This is a genomic window from Micromonospora echinospora, assembly GCF_014203425.1.
GTDB lineage: Bacteria > Actinomycetota > Actinomycetes > Mycobacteriales > Micromonosporaceae > Micromonospora > Micromonospora echinospora_A.
Genome location: NZ_JACHJC010000001.1, coordinates 6,941,371 through 6,960,878 on the forward strand (window position 1 = coordinate 6,941,371; position 19,508 = coordinate 6,960,878).

The 19,508-nt window shown below is 72.5% G+C and carries 17 protein-coding genes and 1 pseudogene; 8 read left to right on the forward strand and 10 right to left on the reverse strand.

Annotation, left to right across the window (positions count from 1 at the left end):
- Positions 1-256: 256 nt before the first annotated feature.
- Both FHU28_RS31360 and FHU28_RS31365 read left to right on the forward strand, forming a co-directional pair.
- The gene (locus FHU28_RS31360) at positions 257-1,591 is read left to right on the forward strand and encodes a TrkH family potassium uptake protein (RefSeq protein ID WP_184688738.1); all 1,335 of its coding nucleotides are present in this window, start codon (positions 257-259) and stop codon (positions 1,589-1,591) included.
- Positions 1,581-2,249 (forward strand): potassium channel family protein, encoded by a 669-nt coding sequence (locus FHU28_RS31365; RefSeq protein WP_184688740.1) that lies wholly within the window; start codon positions 1,581-1,583, stop codon positions 2,247-2,249. The genes FHU28_RS31360 and FHU28_RS31365 overlap by 11 nt, the downstream gene beginning before the upstream one ends.
- A gap of 92 nt (positions 2,250-2,341) precedes the next feature.
- On the opposite strand, the gene FHU28_RS31370 is transcribed toward FHU28_RS31365, so the two are convergent.
- From FHU28_RS31370 to FHU28_RS31400, 7 genes are all read right to left on the reverse strand, one after another.
- Positions 2,342-3,961 carry a serine/threonine-protein kinase gene (locus FHU28_RS31370; RefSeq protein WP_184688743.1) on the reverse strand — a complete coding sequence of 540 codons (1,620 nt, stop codon included), beginning with the start codon at positions 3,959-3,961 and terminating at the stop codon, positions 2,342-2,344.
- A gap of 71 nt (positions 3,962-4,032) precedes the next feature.
- Positions 4,033-5,565 carry a fused MFS/spermidine synthase gene (locus FHU28_RS31375; protein ID WP_184690070.1) on the reverse strand — a complete coding sequence of 511 codons (1,533 nt, stop codon included), beginning with the start codon at positions 5,563-5,565 and terminating at the stop codon, positions 4,033-4,035.
- 60 nt (positions 5,566-5,625) lie between these two features.
- Positions 5,626-6,663, reverse strand: coding sequence for a VldE C-terminal domain-containing protein (locus FHU28_RS31380; RefSeq protein ID WP_184688745.1), 1,038 nt, complete (start codon positions 6,661-6,663; stop codon positions 5,626-5,628).
- 184 nt (positions 6,664-6,847) lie between these two features.
- On the reverse strand, positions 6,848-7,657 hold the full coding sequence (locus FHU28_RS31385) for an inositol monophosphatase family protein (protein WP_184688747.1): 810 nt from the start codon (positions 7,655-7,657) through the stop codon (positions 6,848-6,850).
- Complete coding sequence (locus FHU28_RS31390; RefSeq protein WP_184688749.1) at positions 7,650-8,102, reverse strand: response regulator; 453 nt, start codon at positions 8,100-8,102, stop codon at positions 7,650-7,652. The genes FHU28_RS31385 and FHU28_RS31390 overlap by 8 nt, the downstream gene beginning before the upstream one ends.
- Entirely contained in the window at positions 8,099-9,838 is a 1,740-nt protein-coding gene (locus FHU28_RS31395) for a sensor histidine kinase (RefSeq protein ID WP_184690071.1), read from the reverse strand. The genes FHU28_RS31390 and FHU28_RS31395 overlap by 4 nt, the downstream gene beginning before the upstream one ends.
- A 20-nt stretch (positions 9,839-9,858) precedes the next feature.
- A complete protein-coding gene (locus FHU28_RS31400) occupies positions 9,859-11,097 on the reverse strand; it encodes a PP2C family protein-serine/threonine phosphatase (RefSeq protein ID WP_184688751.1) in 1,239 nt (412 codons plus the stop codon).
- A gap of 265 nt (positions 11,098-11,362) precedes the next feature.
- On the opposite strand from FHU28_RS31400, the gene FHU28_RS31405 reads away from it, so the two are divergent.
- From FHU28_RS31405 to FHU28_RS31420, 4 genes are all read left to right on the forward strand, one after another.
- The gene (locus FHU28_RS31405; protein ID WP_184688753.1) at positions 11,363-13,759 is read left to right on the forward strand and encodes a M28 family peptidase; all 2,397 of its coding nucleotides are present in this window, start codon (positions 11,363-11,365) and stop codon (positions 13,757-13,759) included.
- A gap of 150 nt (positions 13,760-13,909) precedes the next feature.
- Entirely contained in the window at positions 13,910-14,305 is a 396-nt protein-coding gene (locus tag FHU28_RS31410; protein WP_184688755.1) for a hypothetical protein, read from the forward strand.
- A 5-nt stretch (positions 14,306-14,310) separates the two neighbouring features.
- Positions 14,311-14,904 carry a YciI family protein gene (locus FHU28_RS31415; RefSeq protein ID WP_184688757.1) on the forward strand — a complete coding sequence of 198 codons (594 nt, stop codon included), beginning with the start codon at positions 14,311-14,313 and terminating at the stop codon, positions 14,902-14,904.
- A gap of 10 nt (positions 14,905-14,914) precedes the next feature.
- Positions 14,915-15,649: a PH domain-containing protein gene (locus FHU28_RS31420; protein WP_184688759.1), complete on the forward strand. Its 735-nt coding sequence runs from the start codon at positions 14,915-14,917 to the stop codon at positions 15,647-15,649.
- 71 nt (positions 15,650-15,720) lie between these two features.
- On the opposite strand, the gene FHU28_RS31425 is transcribed toward FHU28_RS31420, so the two are convergent.
- The 3 genes from FHU28_RS31425 to FHU28_RS31435 form a co-directional block, all read right to left on the reverse strand.
- The gene (locus FHU28_RS31425) at positions 15,721-15,975 is read right to left on the reverse strand and encodes a Smr/MutS family protein (RefSeq protein WP_013288724.1); all 255 of its coding nucleotides are present in this window, start codon (positions 15,973-15,975) and stop codon (positions 15,721-15,723) included.
- A gap of 59 nt (positions 15,976-16,034) precedes the next feature.
- Entirely contained in the window at positions 16,035-16,397 is a 363-nt protein-coding gene (locus tag FHU28_RS31430; protein WP_184688762.1) for a tetratricopeptide repeat protein, read from the reverse strand.
- A gap of 87 nt (positions 16,398-16,484) precedes the next feature.
- A complete protein-coding gene (locus FHU28_RS31435) occupies positions 16,485-17,255 on the reverse strand; it encodes an ROK family protein (RefSeq protein WP_184688766.1) in 771 nt (256 codons plus the stop codon).
- A gap of 85 nt (positions 17,256-17,340) precedes the next feature.
- Between FHU28_RS31435 and FHU28_RS31440 the strand changes: the two genes are divergently transcribed.
- Both FHU28_RS31440 and FHU28_RS31445 read left to right on the forward strand, forming a co-directional pair.
- Positions 17,341-18,978: an ABC-F family ATP-binding cassette domain-containing protein gene (locus tag FHU28_RS31440; RefSeq protein ID WP_184688768.1), complete on the forward strand. Its 1,638-nt coding sequence runs from the start codon at positions 17,341-17,343 to the stop codon at positions 18,976-18,978.
- Positions 18,979-19,016: 38 nt separating this feature from the next.
- Positions 19,017-19,268: pseudogene (locus FHU28_RS31445) on the forward strand (hypothetical protein); the annotation flags it as partial.
- Positions 19,269-19,508: the final 240 nt, after the last annotated feature.

A 19,508-nucleotide genomic window follows, 5' to 3' on the forward strand; every position in this document is an offset into this window, starting at 1 on the left:
CGAAGTGGCGCCAGCGGTTCGTGAGGTGCCACAACTCCAAGATCGGCGAGGAGGCTACTCGACGGCCTGGGCGGCCACGGCCGGCACCACCACAGCGGCCGCCGCGAGCAGCGCGCCGGCCACGCCGAGGGCGGAAAGGGTACGTCGCAACGCCGTCTCCTGTCGTCGATGGGTACGCACAGCAGACCGGGCGTGGTTGACCTCCAGTTGGTCTGTTCCTGACCTGCCGGTGAATCTCCGGACGGAAGATGACGGGGTGCGCCGTCTGCTCCGGAAGCCCGTACGGCTGGTGCCGTTGGGGTTCCTGGCGGTGATCCTGGTCGGCACCGGTCTGCTCATGCTGCCCTGGGCGACGAGCCAGCAGCGGTACACCCCGTTCGTCACCGCGCTGTTCACGTCCACGTCGGCGGTGTCGGTGACCGGGATGGCGGTGACCGACACGCCGAACTACTGGAACGGCTTCGGGCTCGTGATGATCACCGTGCTGACGCAGCTCGGCGGTCTGGGCATCCTGACCGGGGCGTCGCTGGTGATCCTGGCGGTCTCCCGCCAGCTGGGCCTGCGTAACCGGCTGCTCGTGCAGGCGGAGACGGCCGAGTTCGGCCTCGGCGACGTACGCCGCCTGCTGTTGCGCATCGCGGCCACCGTCTTCGTCACCGAAACCCTGATGACGGCGGTGATCGCCGCGCGCCTGTTCCTGGCGTACGACTACCGGCCGGGCCGGGCTCTCTGGTCCGCGGTGTTCCACTCGGTCCAGGCGTTCAACAACGGCGGGTTCGCGCTCTACTCCGACGGCCTGATCGCGTTCTCCCGCGACGGCTGGGTGGCGCTGCCGCTCAGCGTCGGCGCGATCATCGGCGGGCTGGGTTTCCCGGCGTTGTTCGAGGCGGTACGCGAGTGGCGGCAGCCGGCACGCTGGGCGGTCGCCACGAAGCTGACCATCTGGGGCAGCGTGGTGCTGACCGTCTTCGGCGTCGCCTACCTGCTGATGGCCGAGTGGACCAACCCGTTCACGATCGGCACCTACGACGTGCCGGGCAAGCTGCTGGCGTCGTTCACCCAGATCGCGTTGAGCCGTACCGGCGGCTTCGACGTCGTCAACGTCGGGCGGCTCACCGACGAGAGCTACCCCATGTTGATCGGCCTGATGTTCATCGGCGGCGGCAGCGCCAGCACCGCGGGCGGCATCAAGGTCTCCACGTTCTTCCTGCTCGGCTTCGCCATCTGGGCAGAGCTGCGGGGCGAGCCGGACACCACTGTCGGGCACCGCCGGGTGGCGGCGGCGAGCCAGCGGCAGGCGCTGACGGTGGCGCTGCTGAGCGTGGCGCTCGTGGCCGGCGGGACGGTCGGCCTGATCGCGTTGACCTCGCAGGTGTCGTTCGCCGCCGCGTTGTTCGAGGTCACCTCCGCGTTCAGCACCACCGGCCTGACCGTCGGGGTGTCCGGGCAGCTCTCCCCGCCCGGCCAGTACGTGCTGACCGCGCTCATGTACATCGGCCGGATCGGGCCGCTCACGCTCGGCTCGGCCATCGCGTTGAACACCCGTCGACGGCTGTACCGCTACCCGGAGGAGCAACCCATTGTCGGCTAGACATCCGGAGGAGACCGGCATCGCGGTGATCGGCCTGGGCCGGTTCGGCTCGCGCCTGGCCGAGTCCCTGTCCCGGCTCGGTTACGAGGTGCTGGCGATCGACCACGACCCGAACCGGGTGCAGCACTGGTCGGCGGACCTGGACCGGGTGGTGCAGGCGGACACCACCGAGGAGGTGGTGCTGCGCCAGCTCGGGCTGGCGGACTTCGGCCGGGTGGTGGTCGCGATCGGGGCGTCGCTGGAGGCGAGTGTGCTCACCGTACTGGCGCTGGCCGAGCTGGGGATCGAGCAGATCTGGGCGCGGGCCACGTCGGAGAAGCACGCGAAGATCCTGCACTCGGTCGGCGCGCACCACGTGGTCTTCCCCGAGCAGGAGACCGGCGAGCGGGTGGCGCACCTGATCGTCAGCCGGATGCTCGACTTCATCGAGTTCGACGACGACTTCGCCATCGCCAAGATCAAGGTGCCGGCGCCGCTGGTCGGGCGGGCGCTGCGCGACATCGCGCCGCGGGACCGCTACGGCGTGATGGTGGTGGGCGAAAAGCAGGCCGGGGAACCGTTCCGGTACGTCGGACCGGACACGGTGCTGACGGCGGACAGCGTGCTCATCGTGGAGGGCGGCATCTCCCAGGTGCAGCGCTTCTCCGCGCTGACCTGACCGCCGTGCCGACCTGACCGCCGTGCCGACCTGAAACGGTCAGCCCTTCTTCGGACCCTTGCCCTTGCCGGGCCCACCCCCCTTCGGCCGGTCTACTGTGCTTTTCCCTTCGGACCTTCCTTGCCCTTGGGCTTCGGCGCGGCCTTGGGCTTCGATTTCGGCGGCGCCGGCTTCGCCTTCGCCGGCCCGCTCTTGGCGGTGGACTTGGTGGGCGGCTTGACCGGCGTCTTCACCGGCGGCGCGGTGGTGGGCGCCGAGCCGGCGATCCCGGACACCTGCACGCCGCAGCTCTTTCCGCCGACGGTGAACTCCACAGGCAGCGTGTTGCTCCCGGTGTAGCGGCCGGCCAGCGTGAGCTTCGCCGACGCGCCGGGGGCCAGCGCCGGGGTCGCGGTGGGCGCGGGAATCGACACGGTACGCCCCTCCTGCCGCGCCGGCGGCTTGGCCGTGGTGACCGTCTGCTTGCCGGGGAACGTGAAGTTCATGGTCCAGCCCTGCATCTCGCGGTCACTGGTGTTGGTGAGCGTCACTTCGGCGGAGAACTCCTTGCCGGTGTCGCGGCGCAGCGAGTAGTCGACAGCGCAGAGCGTCGGCTCGGGCAGGCTCATCCGCGCCTCGGTCGGCTCGACGCCGCCGCTGGCCGGGCTCCGGGACGTCAGCCCCCACAGCGTGGCGGTGACCGCGACCAGCCCGAGGGCGGCCACCCCGGCCTCGACCTTGCGCCGCCGCGCCACCGCCCGCCGGGTGCGGGTGCGGACCACCGAGAACGGCAGCGCGTCTGTCTCCGCCGACCAGGGCAGGATCGTGGTGCCCGCGTTCTCCACGAGCGCCGGGTCCATCCGGCCGAACGCCGGTGACACCGGCACGACGGCCGCGATCCCGGCCGCCTCGGCGAGCGTACGGGCCACCTCGGTCGTGGCCGGGCGGTCCTCGGGCCGCTTGGCCAGGCACCGCTGCACCAGCGCGGCGACCGGCTCGGGCAGGCCCGGCACCGACGGCATCGGGTCCGGGTCGCGGTACATGTGCGCGCGCAGCATCTCGGTGGTGGTGCTGGCCTGCCACGGCAGACGGCCGGTGAGCATCCGGTACAGCAGCAGCCCGACCGCGTACACGTCGGTGGCGGGCGAGACGTGGCCGTTGTCCAGCCGTTCCGGCGCCAGGTAGGCGGGCGTGCCGAGCAGCGCGCCGTCCGGCCCCTTGTCGCTCTCCCCCACCAGCGCCGAGATGCCGAAGTCGACGACTTTCACACCGGTCGGGGTGAGCATCACGTTGCCCGGGGTCACGTCCCGGTGGACCACGCCACGGGCGTGCGCCGCGGCGAGCGCCGAGGCGACCTCCGCGCCGATGGTCATCGCCTCCCGCCAGGGAAGCTGCCCGTCCCGGCCGAGCCGGCCGCTGAGCGGACCGCCGTCGACCAGCTCCATGACCACGTACGGCACGGTCAGCCCGACCTGGACCGACTCGCCGTAGTCGTACACGTTGGTGATGTTGGGGTGGCACAGCCGCGCGGCGGCCTGCGCCTCCACCCGGATCCGGTGCCGGAACGCCTTGTCGCTGGCCAGCCGCGAGGCCAGCACCTTGACCGCCACCTGCCGGCCCAGCACCTCGTCGTAGCCGCGCCAGACGACCGACATGCCGCCCGCACCCAACTGCTCGACCAGCCGGTATCGCTCGCCGAGCAGTTGCACGCCGTTCCTGACCGGTCCACCCATGGTCGGTCCTGTTGCCCGAAGTGGGCCCGGGTACACCTCAGCGGTCGGAATCGGTCAGGAAAGTCACCCGTTCAGGCGGTCGCCAGGAGTTGGTCCACCGGCGCGTAGTCGTCGGTGAGCACCATCGCGTCGCCCACCCATTCGGTCACCTGCGCCTCGTTCATCAGCTCGGCCCGCTCCGGCAGCAGTTTCAGCCCGGGCGGGATCGCGTCCAGCGGCAGCGGCGCGTCCGAGGCGACGATCACGAAGTTGGCGCCCTGCTCCCCGTCGATCGCGCCGGGCGGCGCGATCAGCGCGACGTGCGCGAACTCGGCCTTCACAGTGGCCAGCTCGGCCCGGATGAACCGGCCCGGCGGGTAGTCGATGACGTTCTGCACGTAGATCCCGTCCGGGCGCAGCACCCGCCGGATGTCGGCGGCCATCTCCCGGGTGGCCAGGTGCCACGGCACCACCAGGTGACCGAACGCGTCGCCGACGATGAAGTCGCGGCTGTCGGTCGGCTCGTCACGCAGCAGCACCCGCGCGTCGCCCACCTCGGCGCGCATCAGCGGGCCGGTGCGCAGGCCCAGCTCCCGCCGGTCCAGCTCGACCAGCCCGCCGTCGAGCTCGAACACCAGGTTGTCGGTGCCGGGCCGGGTCGCCGCCAGGTAGTTCGGCACGGTGAAGCCACCGCCGCCCAGGTGCAGCGCGTCCATCGGCTGCTTCGCCGGCCGCGCCACGTCCGCGACCAGGCCGATCCACTGCGTGTACGCGTACTTCAGGTGGTTCGGCTCGTTCAGGTCGACGTAGGAGTGCTCGGCCGAGTTGAGGTAGAGCGTGCGCCCCTGCGGCCACGACGGGTCCACCTCGACCCGGGCGCAGTGGTAGGCGGTCTCCACGTCGCACGGGTTCGGGGCCGCCGCGGTGAGCCCCGCCGCGGCGAGGCCGAGCAACGCCAGCGCGGCCTTGACCCGGCCCGGCGTGGACGGCCCGCCGGCGCCCGCCTGCCGTCGTAGCCAGACGCCGAGCGCCAGCCCGGTCACCCCGAGCGCGGCAGCAAGCCCCAGCACGATGACGGAGCTGGACAGCGCGGCCACCAGGACGAAGCCGGTGCCGAGCGTGGCGGTGATGCCGCCGAGCGTGCCGATGCTGGACAGCTTGCCCACCACCTGGCCGGTGCGGCGCAGGTCGGCGAGCTGAAGCTTCACCACGAGCGGGGTGATCCCGGCCAGCAGAGCCGCCGGCAGCACCACCGTCAGCGCGGTCAGCAGGAGCACCGCGCTCGCCGCGCCGCCGCGCAGCACCTCACCGGCGTACCTGACGATCGGCAGGGTGACCGCGGTGGCGATGCCGGCCAGCACCAGCGCCGGGGCGAGCAGGGTGCGCGGGTCACGCCGGTCGGCGAGCCACCCGCCGAACCACGCCCCGTACGCGATGGCGGCCAGCGCCATGCCGATGACCGAGCTGGTCACCTGGAGCGTCACCCCGACGTACGGGCCGACCAGGCGCAACGAGACGGTCTCCAGCACCAGCACCGCGCCGCTGGAGAAGAAGACGAGGAACGCGGCGAGCCCGTTGGGGAGGGCCCGCGGCGGAACCGGGGCGTCGGCCGCCGGTTCCGCCATGACGTCGGACGATGTGCTGCTCACCGTGGCGATGGTACGCAGCGCCCCCGGCGGGCCGCGTCAATACATCGAGATGTGAACATGGTTTGTGTGGTCCGCAGCCGGGCTGCCGCCGCCGCTGTACGCCCGCCAGCCGGTGTTCGGCATCCAGATCTGCCGATACCAGATGACGTACATGATGCCGAGCCGGTTCGCGTTGTTCTTCGCCCAGGCGGCGAGGCTGTCGCCGTACGCCTTGTCGCCACCGGTGGCGGTCTTGTCCTCGAACCCGCCGCTGGCGGCGGAGAAGTCGCAGGCCCGGCCCTTGGGGTGCTCGCCGCCGCCGCCGCTGCGGTGACACGAGGCGTACCGCTTGAAGTTGGCCGCCTTGGCCTGCTGAAGCATGTGCAGCGTGCGGGGCGTGATGCAGCCGGACGCCGGCGTCGGGTCGTCCACCGAGCAGGACTCCGACGGCCACGAGCCGTCCGAGTTGCGCGGCGCGGGCCTCGCCGACGAGGAGGTGCCGTTGAACCCGGACCCGGCGCCGGAGCTGACCTTCGCCAGCGCCACCTCCGCGTCCTTCTTCTTGCGGGCCTGCACCGCGACCTGCTTGGCCTGCTCCCGCACCTCGGCGTCGAGGGCGAGCTTCGCCTCGGCCGCCTCGGCCTTCGCGTCGGCCAGCTCACGCAGCCGCTTGCTGTCCCGCTGGGCCATCACGTCCAGCTCGGCGGCCCGCTTGAGGAAGTCGTTCGGGTCGGCGCTGGCCAGCAGCATCGACGTCGCGGTCAGCCGGCCCATCCGGTACGACTGCGCGGCCACCTCGCCGGCCTGCGCGCTGAGCCCGACGAGGCGTACCTCGATGTCCTTGAGCTGGGTGTCGAGCGCCTTCTGCCGGCGCTTGGAGTTCTCCAGCTTGTTCTGGGCCTCGATGTGGCCCTTCGCCGCGGCCTCGAGCGCCGCCCGCAGCTGCTTGCTGCCGCCCTCGTTCGGGGCGTTCGGGCTGGGTACGGCGGCGGCCGGCCCGGCAGCCACGCCGGAGCCGAGCAGCACGGCCAGCGCGGCGAGCGCGGCGAGCAGCGACCGCCGGGCGCGCCGGGCGGTAGAGCTGGTCCTGGGCACGTGATGGTCCTTCCGTCGACCGCCGGCCCCCGTACACCGAGCGGCGTCTCCGCCGGCGCCGGGCGGCGGCCTGCTGGCGGAGACCGCCGGTCACGATACCGGAACACGCGCGACTCGCCAGGCCGGCGACCGCGAACGGCGGCTGACGTCGACGCAGCGTGCTGCGGCCGTCGCACAGCGCCGCTCAACCGCCCAGCAGGGCGGCGCTCACCTCGTCCCAGACCTCCGGACTCGCCGCCACGAGCAGTCCCGTGCCCTCGTCGGTCGGGTGGTAGTCGGCGCCGTCGAACCGGCGGGCCACGCCGCCGGCCTCCCGCACCAGCAGCGCGCCGGGGGTGTGGTCCCACGGCAGGGTGCGCCAGAACAGCACGAACTGCTGCGCGCCGGTGAGTATGTCCAGGTACTCCCGGCCGGCGCAGTGCTGACCGGGCAGCAGCTCACCGATCCGGCGCCCGCCCTCCTCCACGCGGCGGCGGAAGTCCGGCGGCAGGAACTTCGTCGCCGCGGTGCCGCGCAACGCGCCCACCCGGGGCTCCGCCTGCGGCGTCCGCAGCGTCGCCCCGTCCAGCCGCGTGCCCGCGCCGAGCCGGCCCGCAGCCATCGTGCCGTCCAGCGGGTCGTACACCCAGGAGGCGACCGGTGCGCCGTCGGTGAGCAGCGCCGCCATCAGCGCGAACGGCCGCCGCCCGGCGGCGAAGTTGGAGGTGCCGTCGACCGGGTCGACGAGCCAGACGTCACCGCTGCCGCGCAGGTGCCGCAGCAGGTCCGGGTCCTCGGCGACCGCTTCCTCGCCGACCACCACCGAGCCGGGAAGCAACTGACGCAGACCCTCGGAGATGAGCGCCTCGGCCTCGCGGTCGGCGACCGTCACCACCTCGCCGGGCGCCTTCTCGGAGATGTCGGCCGCGTCGAGCCGGCGGAACAACGGCACGACGACCTTGGCCGCCGCCTCTTTCAGCAGCGCGCCGACATCGTCCAGCAGCGGGTCAGCCACGCGGAGGCAGCTTGACCACGCTGACGAAGAACTCGTCGATCTGGCGGACCACCGAGATGAAGCGCTCGAAGTCCACCGGCTTGGTCACGTAGGCGTTGGCGTGCAGCTGGTAGCTACGCAGGATGTCCTCGTCGGCCTGCGACGTGGTGAGCACCACGACCGGGATCCGGCGCAGTTCCTCGTCCTTTTTGATCTCCTCCAGCACCTCCCGGCCGTCCCGGCGGGGCAGGTTCAGGTCGAGCAGGATCAGGTCGGGCGTCACCGCGTCCGCGTACTGGCCCTCGCGGCGCAGGTACGCGAGCGCCTCGGTGCCGTCGGAGACGACGGTGAGGCGGTTGCGGAGCTTGTGCTCCTCGAACGCCTCCTGGGTCATCAGCACGTCGCCCGGATCGTCCTCGACGAGCAGGACCTCGATCGGGCTCTTGCCGTCCGCGGGCGCGGTCATCCCACCGTCTCCTTCATGCCACCGTTTGTACCGTGTCGGTCCGCCTCCGCGGGCGGCTCTTCGCGTGCCTCGCCGTCCGGCTGCCGCCCGACGGCCGCCGGGTCACCCTCGGCGGCCGGCGCCTCGACCGGCTCCGCGGCGTCCTGCCCGTCCTCGTCCGCCGCCTCCGCCGCCCGGGCGGCCTCGATGTCGGCGTCCAGCGCGGGCAGCGTGAACCGGATCGTGGTGCCCTCGCCGGCGTCGGTGTCCACCCAGACCCGGCCGCCGTGATACTCCACGATCTTCTTGACGATGGCCAGCCCGATGCCGGTGCCCGGGTACGCGTCCTTCGAGTGCAGCCGCTGGAAGATCACGAAGATCTTGTCGGCGAACTCCGGCTCGATCCCGATGCCGTTGTCCTGGCAGCTGATCTCCCACTCGCCGTCCAGCAGCCGCGCCGACACGTGCACCTTCGGCGGCACGTCGGGGCGGCGGAACTTCACCGAGTTGCTGACCAGGTTGACGAGCAGGTTGGTCAGCAGCGGCTCCTCGCCGCGGATGGTCGGCATCTCGCCCCAGGTCAGCTCCGCGTCGGCGTACTGCACGGCCGCCTCGGTCTGCCCCGCCACGTCGCCCATCACCTTGTTCAGGTCGACCTCGGTGAAGCCGGTGGTCAACCGCCCGATCCGGGAGAACGCCAGCAGGTCGTTGATCAGCCGCTGCATGCGCTGCGCGCCGTCCACCGCGAACGCGATGTACTGGTCGGCGCGCTCGTCCAACTGCCCGGCGTAGCGCCGCTGGAGGAGCTGGCAGAAGCTGGCCACCTTGCGCAGCGGCTCCTGCAGGTCGTGCGACGCGACGTAGGCGAACTGCTCCAGGTCACGGTTGGAGCGGGTCAGCTCCTCGGCCTGCTTCTGCAACTGGCTGTTGACCCACTCGATCCGCTCCCGCGCCTCGCGTACCTCGTCCAGCTCCCGGGCGATCTTCATCCGCATCTGGTCGATGTCCTCGGCGAGGCGGCGGAACTCCGGGGGCCCGGACCCCTCGATGTGGTGCCGGTAGTCGCCGTCGGCCACCTCGCGCACCTGGCTCACCAGGGCGGCCAGCGGGCGGATCAGGATCCGGTCCAGCGAGAGCAGCATGACCACGCCGGCCGTCGTCACCACCAGCGCGGCGATGATCAGCAGCACGACCAGCGTGTTGCTCGTCGCGTTGACCCGCTCCGCGGTCTCCTCCCGGACGGTGAGGATCTCGTCCTGGAGCGTGTTCACCGACGAGCGGATGCCGTCGAACTGCTGCCGTGTCGCGTCCGTGATCAGCGCCTGGCCCGCCTCCGCGCCGTCCCGCTCGACCGTGGTGATCACCGGCTCGGCCACCTGGCTCCGCCACTGCGCGGTCTGCTGCTCCACCACGTCCAGCGACCGGCGCACGTCCGGGTAGTCGGCGGAGAGGTCCCGGATCGAGGTGACGAGGCTCTGCTCCCGCCGCACACCCTCCTGGTACGGCTCCAGGTCGCTGCGGTCACCGTTCACCGCGTACCCGCGCACCGAGGTCTCCTGGTCGAGCAGCGCGCTCATCAGCTCCTGCGCGTGCACCCGCAGCGGACCGGTCTTGAGCAGCACCGCGTCGATGTTCTGGCGGTTCTGCGCGGCGACCGCCGCCTCCGCGCCGGCCAGCCCGAGCAGCAGCACCACGACCACGCCGAGCAGCGCGGCCACCCGCCGCCGCAGGGTCCACCCCTGCTGGTACGCCTTCACCGGTTCCTCCCCGTCCCCGTTCACCGACCGCTACCGCGGGTCACCAGCAACATCGCCACGTCGTCGGCCAGCGGGCCACCGTTAATCTGCTCGGCGCGCCCCACCAGCCAGGCGGGCAGCTCGGACAGCGGCACCGCCCGGTTGGCCGGGTCGGCGAGCAGGTCGGTCAGACCGGGCACGTCGAGTCGTTCGTCACCGCCGTTCACCCGGCCCTCGATGAGGCCGTCGGTGTACATCAGCAGGGACCAGTCGTCGGTGTCGAACTCCAGGTCGAAGGCGATCGGGCGCCGCGGCCGTACGCCCAGCAGCAGCCCGCCCTTGGCCGGCACCGGCGCGACAGTGCCGCCGCTGAGCAGCAGCGGCGGCGGGTGACCGGCGAGGCGTACGGTGGCCCGCGCCGACGCCAGGTCGAGCCGGGTGGTGGCCACCGTCGCGAAGATCTCCTGAAGGCGGCGCTCACTCATCAGCACCTGCTCCAGCGCGGGCAGCACCTCGTCGTCCGGCACCCCGGCCAGCACCAGCGCCCGCCAGGCCACGCGCAGCTCGACACCGAGCGCCGCCTCGTCCACGCCGTGCCCGCAGACGTCGCCGACGATCAGGTCGATTCGGTCCGGCTGGGTCTGCACCACGTCGTAGAAGTCGCCGCCGATGAGCGCGGCGTGCCGGCCGGGCCGGTAGAACGTGTGCACCGACACCTCGTCGGTGGTCATCAGCGGCTGCGGCAGCAGGCCGCGCTCCAGGCGGGCGGACTCGGCCTGGCGCAGCTCCACCTCGCGCAGCCGGCGGGCGTTCTCGTCGGCCCGCTTGCGCTCCACCGCGTAGCGCAGCGCCCGGGTCAGCAGGACCCCGTCGACCTGGCCCTTGACCAGGTAGTCCTGGGCCCCTTCGGCGACCGCGACGATGCCCAGGTGCTCGTCGGAGCGGCCGGTCAGCACGCAGACCGCCGCGCCGCTGGCCATCTCCAGCACCCGGCGCAGCCCGTCCAGCCCCTGCGCGTCGGGCAGGCCCAGGTCGAGCAGGACGCAGTCCACGCCCATCACCCGCTGCCGGGCCTCGCTGAGACTGGTTGCCACCAGCAGGTCGATCATCGAGTTGGTCTCGGCGAGCAGCTCGCCGACCAGGAAGGCGTCGCCCTCGTCGTCCTCGACCAGCAGCACCCGCAGCCGCTCACCCGGCGGCACGCCACGGTGCAGCCCTGCCCCGGCCGACGGCACGTAGGCGGCGCCCGACGCGCCGGAACCCCGCTGCGGTCGGGTCACCGCCGCGAGTCGGGGGAGTTCGCTGGTGATGTCGGGCTCCTTCCGAATGCCCTGCTGATCCTGACTCAGACAACAGTCGCACACAACGCGAACGTCGCCGGTGCGGCGGAGCGTGTGACCGGTCCACTTCCATAGCGGCCCGGTCGACAAACGATGTTACGCGGCAACCGTTGTCGCACCGGCGGCGCACCGACGGGGAGTGCCGCCGGGGCCCTCGGGGGTGCAGGATGATGCCCACCCCGTTGATCCACCCCGAGGAGTCCCCGTGGGCGCACCCCCCACCCGCCCCGCCGACCGGGCGCTCACCAAACCCCGCCGCCGACTGACCAGCGCCGTCGCCGCGCTGGCCGCGCTGCTCGCCGTCGGGGCGGGCGTCCTGGTCGGCCTCTCCACCCCGGCGCCGCGCCCGGCGGACGCGTCGGCCGGAGAGTTCAGCGCCGCCCGGGCGTACCGGAACGTCGAGGTGATCGCGGCCGAGCCGCACGTGGCAGGCAGCGCCGCCAACGACCGGGTACGCGAGCACCTGGTCGGGACGCTGCGCGGGCTGGGCCTGGAGACCGAGGTGCAGGACGCCGTCGCTCCCGAGGCCGGTCAGCTCAGTGGCGCGGCCGGCGGGGCGACGCTGGCCCGGGTCCGCAACGTGGTGGCCCGCCTGCCCGGCACCGATCCGACCGGAAAGGTGTTCCTGGTCTCCCACTACGACTCGGTGCAGACCGGGCCGGGCGGCAACGACGACGCCGCCGGCACCGCCGCGATCCTGGAGGTGGCCCGGGCGCTCACCACCGGCCCGCGTCCCCGCAACGACATCGTCTTCGTGCTCACCGACGCGGAGGAGGCGTGCCTGTGCGGGGCCGCCGGGTTCGCCGCCGACCACCCGCTCGCCCGCGACGGCGGGGTGGTGCTCAACCTGGAGGCGCGCGGCTCCACCGGCCCGGTGATCATGTTCGAGACCTCCCGGAACAACGCCAAGCTCGTAGAGGTGTTCGGCAAGGCCGCGCCGCACCCGGTAGGCACCTCGTTCGCGGTGGAGATCTACCGGGCGCTGCCGAACGACACCGACTTCACCGCGTTCCTCGACCGTAAGTTCGTGGGCCTGAACTCGGCGTACATCGACGGCGGCGCGATCTACCACACCCCGCTGGACGTACCGGCCCGGGTGGACCGGGGCAGCCTCCAGATGCACGGCGACAACGCGCTCGGCCTGGCGCGCGAGTTCGGCCGTACCGACCTGGGCGACCTGAGCGCGGGCCACGACGACACCTACTTCCCGGTGTTCGGCGCTCTGGTGAGCTACCCCGGCTGGCTGACAGTGCCGCTCGCCGTGGCCGCGCTGCTCGCCGTCGGCGCGCTCGGCTGGCTCCTGCGCCGCCGGGGCCGGGCCACCGCCGGCACGCTCGCCGCCGGCTTCGGCCTGACCCTGCTGCCGGTCGTCGTGGCCCCGCTGGGCGCGTGGCTGCTCTGGGCCGCGATCACCACGATCCGCCCCGGGTACGCCGAGCTGCTCGACCCGTACCGCCCGGTCTGGTACCGGCTCGCCGTGGTGGCGCTCTCCGCCGCGGTGCTGTTCTGCTGGTACGCGCTGCTGCGCCGCCGGGTCGGCCCGGCCGCGCTGGCGTTCGGCGGGCTGGCCTGGCTCGCCGTGTTCGGTGTGCTGCTCGCCGTGGCGGTGCCCGGCGGGGCGTACCTGACGACACTGCCGGCGCTGGCCGGCGCGCTCGCCGGTTTCGCGGCGCTCGCCACCCGGCGCGACGGACCATGGCCGGTGGTCGCGGTGACGCTCGCCGCCGCCGTGGCAGTGGTCATCCTGCTGCCTCCGGTGGTGCTGCTGTTCCCCGCGCTCGGCATGGGCATGGGCGCGGTAGCCGCGCTCGTCGCGGTGCTGCTCGGCCTCGCCGTACTCCCGGTGGTGGACCTGCTGCACCCCCGGGCCGGCGGCCAACGCGGCCTGCTCGCGCTGCGCGCACGCCGGCTCGGCGCGCTGCCCGCCGCGGCCGCCGCGCTGGCGGCGGTGGTGCTCGCCGGGGTCGGCCTCGCAGTGGACCGCTTCGACGCCGCGCACCCCGTGCCGACCCACCTGATGTACGCGCTCGACGCGGGCACCGGTAAGGCGGCCTGGCTCACCCGTGAGGAGAAGCCGCAGCCCTGGACCGACGGCTACGTCGACGGCACGGTCTCGATCGCCGACGACTTCCCCGGGTTGGGCGCCACCGAGTTGCGCGGCGGACCGGCCACCGCCGCGCCCCTGCCCGCCCCGAAGGTGGAGCTGCTCTCCGACACCCGCTCCTTCTCCGACCCTCCCTCGCGTGACCAGCGCGTGCTGCGGGTGCGGGTGGTGCCGCAGCGGCAGGTACGCCTGCTCACGCTGCACGTCGACACCAGCACCGCCACCGTGCGGTCCGCCTCGGTGGCCGGGCGGGACGTGCCGGTCGAGCCGGGCGAGGGCAAGTGGGGATTCGGGGTCGTGTTCCACGCTCCGCCACCGGAGGGTGTCGAGGTCACGCTGACGCTCGTGCCCCGCGGCGGTGCTGTCTCGGTGCGCGCGATGGACGCCAGTGACGGGCTCTCCTCCGTGCCCGGGTTCCGGCCCCGGCCGGCGGGTGTGGGAGTGGTCGGCTCGCACAGTTCGGAGATGCTGGCGGTGGCACGCACGTACCCGCTCTGACCGGCCTGCTCGATCGACACCACTGCTTGACCGACACCACCGCTTGATCGACACCACCTCGCCGAAGTGGCGGTATCCGCGCGCCGGGATACCGCCACTTCGGCGTACCGGGGTCGGCATACGTCGGTGGATCTCCCTAGCATCGACGCCGTGGGATACAGCGTGTGGCCTGCCGGCCGTCTGCACCTGCCCGAGCGGAACGAGGTCGCCGCCGTGGCCGCTGTTCGAGCGACCTGCGCGCGGCGGAAGGGCTGGTTCGACCCGGATCGGGAGCCCGCCGCCGAGACGCTTTCCGACCTCGCGTGGGTCGGTGCGGCCTCGTTCGTCCGCGACGGCGACTGGATCGAGGTCGGCCGGAGCCGGGACGACCCCAAGTGGTCGGATCAGGCCACCGCGTTCTACGTCGCGCTGGCTCCGTTCGTACGGTCCGGCACCGTCGGGTTCGAGGGTGAGGGCGAGGAGCGCTGGTCCTACACGTACGCCGACGGCCGGATCACGCAGCAGGGCCGCAACGGCTGGAACGGCTCCACCGAGCCGGTCGGCTGAGGGCCATGGACTTCTTCTGCTACCACCGGGACCGGCACGGCTCGATGGCGCTGCGGAGTGAACTCGTCGAGGAACACTGGACCTATATGGACCCGTACGCGGAGCAGATGATCGCGCGCGGCCCGACTCTCGCCGACGACGGTTCGCCGACCGGCAGCGTGCACATCCTGAGCTTGCCCGGCCCTGCCGCCGCCCGGGCGTTCGCCTTCGACGAGCCCAACTACCAGGCCGGCGCGTACCGGGACGTGATGCTGCGGCGGTGGACGAACATGCTGGGCCGCACCATGTGGGAGTTCCCCGGGGGCCGGACCGGCGGCAACCGGTACCTGGTGCTCGGCCTCGGTCCGGAGCAGGGCGCCGGTCCGGTGCTGCCGCAGCGGCAGGACGAGCTGATCGCGTACGGGCCGCTGCTGTCCGACGACGGCGGGACGTGGGTGGGGACTGCGGCGCTGGTCCGGGCGACCGGGCCGTACGAGGCACGCGCCGTGCTGGCCGCCGACCGGTACGCCGAGGTGGAGTCGCGCAACTGGATGTTCGGCGGACGCCCGGACCAGGCGTCGCCACCTCGGCGCAGCAGACGGGGTGAACCCCGGTTGTAGGGTCGCGGGAGTGATCGACGCGATCTCGGCCGCCGTGGCACGGCACCGACGTCCCATCCTGGTGACAGGTGTGCTGGTGGCGGGCGGAAACGCCGCCGCCATGGGCTACGCGCCAGACGTGGCGCGGGCGTCGTCCCTCCCGCTCCTCCTCCTCGCTCTGGCCTTCCTGCTCCTTGCGATCATCAACATAGGTACACGGTCCGCCACTCTGGTGGTGCTGCCGCGGAGCGCGGCCTTCGCCTCACCGGTCCCGGCGTGGCGGGTTCTCCTCACCCTGGGCCTACTCGGCCAGTCCTCCGCGACCGTCGGCGCATACCTGCGTTCCACAGAGGCGGGCATCGCAACAACGTTCGACGTCCTCGTGAGCCTGCCCTGGCTCGTGCTGATCGCGCTGCTGGTAGCCGCGGTGTGGAGCGGGCACAGCGTGCGGCTCAGCCCGGACGGCGTACGCACGACAGGACTCCTCGGGTCGCGCATGATCCCGTGGGAGGCCGAGCCGCGCGTCGAGGCGTCGAGCAACGACATGCGGTCGCTCCTGCGGCTACCGCTGAGGCTCGGGAACCCCACGCTGGTACGGCGTCGTGGCCTGGTGGGCCGCCCCGCGATGCCCGTCGACAGCGTCCAGCCGCGCTTCCTCGCCTCCGTGATCGACCACTACGTCGCCCACCGGGGCCATCGGGCCGCCATCGGCACGCCGGACGAATACCGTCGGCTGGTCACCCACCTGCACGGTACGGCCAGTTGAGCTGACTTCCGGTTCCCCCTCGGCGGGCGTGACCACGGCTGCGACCGATCTTCAAGCGGCGAACCGCCGGCCTACTTCCAGCGGAAGTGCACGAACAGCCGGCCGAAGTTCTTCGAGTCCTTCTCGACCCGGTGGTAGAGCTGCTTCACGTCCTTCTGGTCGAGGAAGCGCAGCACCTTCTTCTTCAGCGCGCCCGACCCCTTGCCCGGGATGATCTCCACGAGCGTGGCCTTCTTCGCCACCGCCTCGTCCATGATCCCGCGCAGCGCACGGTCGATGTCGTGGCCCTTGTTGTAGATGTCGTGGAGGTCGAGCTTGAGCTTCACGCTCCCATCCTAGGTACGCGGAAGGGCAGCCCGCCCGGGCTGCCCTTCCGCGTGATCCGTCAACGACCGACCTTGCCCTCCACCCGGCGCAGCGCGGTGGCGTAGTCGGTGTTCGTCGAGTACATCGCGGCCGCGATGCGCAGGTGCCGCAGCGCGTCCGCCGGCCGGTTCATCCGCTCCAGCGTGCGGCCGAGCACGTGGTGCGCGTAGTGGTCGCTCGGGTCGCGGTCGACCAGCGCGCGCAACTGCACCTCGGCCCGGTTGAGCTGGGCCGACTGGAAGTAGGCGCGGGCCAGCAGCTGCCGTACCGAGGAGTTGTCCGGCTCGGCCTCGATGATCGGTTCGAGCAGCCGGGCCGCTCCGGTCGCGTCACCCGCTTCGAAGAACATGGTCGCCCGCCGGTACTCCGCCAGAAGATCCACTCGACCCACCTCCTCGTGTCGCGCCAGACCTTGGTCCGACGCTGACACAACACCGGCGCGAGCGCGAGTGTTCCTGCGAGGCGAAGATCAGGCAGTGGGGTCGTACCGGCCGCCGACCAGGTCCCAGGCCCGGACACCGCCGACGATTCCGGCCGTGTTCGGGACGATCACCACGTCGTCGCCCATCCGGGCCACCTGCTCGGGCCGGATCAGCCGGGAGTTGCCGCCGCCGAGGTACAGCCGGTCCCAGCGGAACACCGGCCGCAGGCCGTCCACCACCTGCCGGATCCGCCGGGACCAGAACGCGTCGCCGAGGCGCCGCCGTTCCGGCTCCCCCACGTACGTGTCGTAGGTGGTGTTCCACCGCACCGGCGCGTGCGACAACTCCAGGTGCGGGGCCAGCACCCCGCCGTCGAACAGCGCGCTGCCCAGCCCGGTGCCGAGTGTCAGCACCAGCTCGCAGCCGGCCCCGGCGACCACGCCCGCGCCGTGCACCTCGGCGTCGTTCAACACCAGCGCCGGTACGCCGAAAGCCTCGCCCAGCGCGGTGCGCGCGTCGTACCCGGACCACTCGGCCAGCAACTCGGGGTCGACGCGGCTGCGCGGCCCGGACCGGGTCACGTAGTGCGGCGTCGCCACCACGACGCCGTGCCGGATCATGCCGGGCATGCCGACGGTGAGCCGGTCCGCCGTGGGCAGCCGGGCGCCGAGATCCAGCAGCGTCTTGACGAACAGGCCGGGCGGCAGCGGGTACGGCGTGGGCACGCGCAGCGGCCGGGCGCGCATGGTCCCGGCGGCGTCCAGCACGGAGGCCTTGATCCCGCCGCCACCGCAGTCGATCGCCAGTGTGGTCACCACGGCTGTGAGTCTCCCTCAGATCGGCGCCGCCGCGAGCGCGGGTCACGGTAATCCGGATGCGCGCGCCGGTAGGCTCAAGCACCTGATGAGCGCCACGTTGATCGCCAAGGACCTCACCGCCGGCCACGGTGACCGCCTCCTCTTCGAAGACCTCGACCTGGTCGTCGCGCCGGGCGACGTGGTGGGGCTGGTCGGGGTCAACGGCGCCGGCAAGTCCACGCTGCTGCGTACCCTCGCCGGGCTGGTCCCACGCGAGCAGGGCACGGTCTCGCTCAGCCCGCCCACGGCGACTGTCGGCTACCTGCCGCAGGAGCCGGAGCGCCGGCCCGGCGAGACGGTCCGGGAGTTCCTGGCCCGGCGCACCGGGGTCAGCGCCGCGCAGGCCGCGCTGGACGCCGCCACCGAGGCGCTCACCGCCGGGGCGGCGGGCGCCGACGACGCGTACGCGAATGCTCTGGAACGCTGGCTCGACCTCGGCGGCGCGGACCTGGACGAGCGGGCCGCGCAGGTCGCCGCGGAGCTGGGTCTCGACGTCGGCCTGGACCATCCGATGACCGGCCTGTCCGGCGGGCAGGCCGCCCGCGCCGGGCTCGCGTCGCTGCTGCTCAGCCGGTACGACGTCTTCCTGCTGGACGAGCCCACCAACGACCTCGACCTGGCCGGGCTGGACCGGCTGGAACGCTTCGTCACCGGCCTGCGCGCCGGCACCGTGGTGGTCAGCCACGACCGGGAGTTCCTCACCCGCACGGTCACCCGGATCGTCGAGCTTGACCTGCACCAGCGGCAGGTCAACCACTACGGCGGTGGCTACGCGGCCTACCTGGAGGAGCGGGAGGTGGCGCGCCGGCACGCCCGCGAGGAGTACGAGGAGTTCGCCGACACGAAGGCCGGCCTGGAGGCGCGTGCCCGCACGCAGCGCGCCTGGATGGAGAAGGGCGTCAAGAACGCCCGGCGCAAGGCCACCGACAACGACAAGGTCGGGCGCAAGTTCCGCGCCGAGTCGACCGAGAAGCAGGCCGCCAAGGCCAAGCAGACCGCCCGGCTGATCGAGCGGCTGGAGGTGGTCGAGGAGCCGCGCAAGGAGTGGGAGCTGCAGATGGAGATCGCCGCCGCGCCCCGCGCCGGCGCCGTCGTGGCCTCGCTCCGAGGAGCGGTGGTACGCCGAGGCGGCTTCACGCTCGGGCCGGTGGACCTGCAGATCGACTGGGCCGACCGGGTGGCGATCACCGGGGCGAACGGCTCCGGCAAGAGCACCCTGCTCGCCGCGCTGCTCGGCCGGCTGCCGCTGAACGAGGGGCACGCCGCGCTCGGCCCCGGTGTGGTGGTCGGCGAGGTCGACCAGGCCCGGGGACTCTTCCTCGGCGACCAGCCGCTGCTCGACGCGTTCGGTGCCGCCGTACCCGATCTGGCCCCTGCGGAGGTGCGGACGCTGCTCGCGAAGTTCGGCCTGCGCGCCGATCACGTGCTGCGCCCGGCGGCGACGCTGTCCCCCGGCGAGCGGACCCGGGCCGCGCTGGCCCTGCTCCAGGGCCGCGGCGTCAACCTGCTGGTGCTCGACGAGCCGACAAACCACCTCGACCTGGCCGCGATCGAACAGCTCGAATCGGCGTTGGCCACCTATCCGGGCACGCTGCTGCTGGTGACCCACGACCGGCGGATGCTCGACGCGGTGAGCGTGAACCGGCGGCTGGGCGTGGCGGACGGACGGATCGCCGAACACTGATCCGTGCCGACCCGGCCGCGCGGGTCCACAATGAGCGCATGCTCAAGTGGGAGTACGCGCTGCTGGTCCGCCGTCGTCAACCCGCCGCGACCGACCTCGGGTTCGAAGTCGTCTTCATCTGGTACGGCCCGGACGGCTCCATGATCGACGTGACGCCGTACGGCGACACCGCGCTGGCCCACCTGAACCGGGCCGGTGACCAGGGCTGGGAACTGGTCGCGATGAGCGAGGACCCGTCGCTACCGGGCAACAACGAGCTACACCGCTACCACCTCAAGCGCCCGAAGACGGCCGCCACGCAGCCCCGCCAGCGCATGCGCAGCTCCCGCACCGTCCGCCGAACCCTCTCCGGCTAACCCCACCCCTCGTCCTCCCTCGCCCGCCCTGCCCCGCCCCGCCCCGCCCCGCCCCGCCCCGCTGATCTTGCAGTTGAGGCCCCTCACCTGCCCCTTTTGCGAGCTTGGTCCGGGCCACAACTCCATGATCGACGAGGCAGCAGCCCCAGGCCCCCGGCACCGGAGCGCACCCCG